Source organism: Streptomyces sp. NPDC051104 (assembly GCF_040682835.1).
In the GTDB taxonomy this organism is placed as follows: Bacteria; Actinomycetota; Actinomycetes; order Streptomycetales; family Streptomycetaceae; genus Streptomyces; species Streptomyces cynarae.
The window spans coordinates 1-1,712 of sequence record NZ_JBFBBS010000134.1 but is presented as its reverse complement, the minus strand read 5'-3'; the positions used below and the strand labels follow the sequence as shown (position 1 = coordinate 1,712).

The following is a 1,712-nucleotide window of genomic DNA, read 5'->3' as shown; positions in this document are numbered from 1 at the left end:
GATTTGTCTAATTTTTGATACACAAAAAAACACTGATTGAATGCCGTATGTGTAATAAGAAAAACCTCGTTAAATACTGGTATATCTACGTTGTAGAGATTTTGTTTTTTTAAAAAGCTAAATTTATTACGAGATTTATTACGAGTAGCATTTTTTTACTAGAAATTTGCAATTGATTCAAAGCGTTCAACTGCTTTTATTTTATTGTCAGATTCAAGGTGGCTGTATGTGTCCATAGTCATTTTTATGCTTGCGTGTCCTAAGCGTTCTTGTATCTCTTTATAGGGAACATCAGCATTAAGTAGAAGGCTAGCATGAGAATGTCTAAAACCATGAAAGCCAACTTGTGGTAGCTGGCAGACTCTCAACCATTTTATTAAGAATGGCCTCATTGTCTGATAGTCCAACACCCCTCCTGTTCGGTTGGGAAATACCAGTTCTTGCTTTCCCTTTCCAATACTCATGAAGTATTTCGCTTGAAATAGTTCCCAATGCTTTAAAACTTCTACTGCTTTGCTGTCTATTAAAACAGTCCTATTACTTTTGTCAGTCTTTGGGGTTGATTGTATGACCGCTCTAAGCGTTGTTTTACTGACAGACACAGAACCTGTCTTAAAGTCAATATCAGACCATGACAAGGCCACAGCTTCCCCAATACGCAAACCGGAGGCAACAAGCAAACGACAAAGTCCAGTCATCAGCTCATTAGTATATTTCTCTTTGGGTAGTGCTCCAATATACTCAAAAAATATTTTCAGTTGCTCCGCTGTAAGATGTTTTACTTTCTTTTCGGTGCTTTCAAGTCTTACTTTTGGTACAATAACATTAACACAAGGGTTATCTTTAACTAGCCCAAGAGATAAGGCATGCTTAAAAATACGCTCAACGATATTAAAGTATATTTTGAAGTCTTTGCCTTTTCCTTTTGGTCTGTGGTAAGCCCCATTTAATGGTTGACTAGCATTAATCATCCATTGATTAACAATTTGCTGAAGAATAATAGAATTTACTTTATCTATTCTATACTCTCCAAGAGCTGGCAAAACATAATTATTTAAGCGTGTCTGCATGATTTGAACTGTTCGAGGTTTTACCCCTAGCTTATAACTATCAAACCACAGCATGGCAATATCTTTAAAATCATCTACACTTACTTTTCTGACTGTTTGGCCGTTCTTTTCAAACTCATTAATAGCTCTACTTATTTTTGTATTACACATCTTTTCAGATTTAGCCGTTATAACTTTTCTCACTTGCTTACCAGTTAGAGAATCAACCCCCAGATAAACATTAGCGCGGTACACCTTTGTACCGTCTTTTTTTGTATATTCTTTAATATTCATATTATTTCTTCCTTTCCATTTTGTACTAATGTCAGGCAAGGCATGTACGAGGATTGAGAAATATTGTTATTAGAGATATTTAGTTAACTGGTTTATTAGTTTATAGAGTTATTGAATTCTCAACTGATATAGTATTATTTACGGTAACAAGAGTAACAAAGTATTATAAAGGTAGTTATATCAAGGGTTTATACTGTTACCTTTCTCTAAAATAAGAGTAACAGTAAGGTATCAAGGGTAACAAGATAATTAGAGAGGAATCCCTAAACTAGAGCCAGTACCTGGAAATGCTGGTAGAATCTCTGCAAGTATTTTAGGCAATGTACTATAAAACTCACTCACACTTGGAGATAAGTTACTATTTATGGC

Annotated in this window: 1 protein-coding gene; it reads right to left on the bottom strand. The window is 34.7% G+C overall.

Annotated elements, in window-relative coordinates; genetic code table 11:
• Positions 1-158: 158 nt before the first annotated feature.
• The gene (locus tag AB0N14_RS40055) at positions 159-1,343 is read right to left on the bottom strand and encodes a site-specific integrase (protein WP_259743452.1); all 1,185 of its coding nucleotides are present in this window, start codon (positions 1,341-1,343) and stop codon (positions 159-161) included.
• Positions 1,344-1,712 lie beyond the last annotated feature (369 nt).

Excerpts from the sequence above, each read along its gene's own strand:
- AB0N14_RS40055 (WP_259743452.1), bottom strand. The coding sequence starts at position 1,343 with ATGAATATTAAAGAATATACAAAAAAAGACGGTACAAAGGTGTACCGC.